Genomic DNA, 595 nt, shown 5'->3' on the forward strand with positions numbered 1-595 from the left:
ATCCGTACGAGGTGGTGCACGTTCGCTTGTACGCCGACAGCTGCCGACGAGAACAGCGAACACGCCGTCACCGTCCACTCCGGCGACTACCTGTCGAAGATCGCCGAGGAAGAGCTCGGCGACGGCGACCAGTGGCCCGAGCTCTTCGCAGCCAGCAAGGACACGCCTCAGCCGCACGGGCTGCCCCCCCATCACCGACCCGGACGTCATCCGCCCCGGACAGCGGGTCACCGTGCCCGGCGCCCCACCTGATCGGCCGTCCACGGACCCGGACCGGGACGATGAGGCAGGCAGCCATAAGACCACTCCCCCGCACGGCCAGAACCCGGACGGCCAGAACCCGCACGGCGAGCAGAAGCCGGGCGCAGGCACGGGTGCCGACCAGACGCCCGCGCCGGACCAGACCACCACGCCCGCACCCCAGCCGTCGGCCCCCAGCGCTCCGGCACGCCGCCCGCCCAAGCAGCCCGAGCAGCCCGAGCAGCCCGAGCAGCCCGAGCAGCCCGAGCAGCCCGAGCAGCCCGGACAGGATCAGGCATCGCCATCGGCACCCGCCTCCGCCGCCCCAAAACCCAGCGCCAGCGCGTCACCGTCT

At 72.8% G+C, this 595-nt stretch carries 1 protein-coding gene and 1 pseudogene; both read left to right on the top strand.

Annotated features, from left to right (window positions below; all coding sequences use genetic code 11):
- The coding region (locus JYK17_RS35710) for a LysM peptidoglycan-binding domain-containing protein (RefSeq protein WP_372465369.1) at positions 1–252 on the top strand (252 nt) is incomplete at its 5' end.
- A pseudogene (locus tag JYK17_RS35715) lies at positions 233–595 on the top strand (hypothetical protein); the annotation flags it as partial. The gene JYK17_RS35710 and the pseudogene JYK17_RS35715, both read left to right, overlap by 20 nt.

It is taken from the genome of Streptomyces plumbidurans (genome assembly GCF_019857225.1).
GTDB classification, from domain to species: Bacteria; Actinomycetota; Actinomycetes; order Streptomycetales; family Streptomycetaceae; genus Streptomyces; species Streptomyces plumbidurans.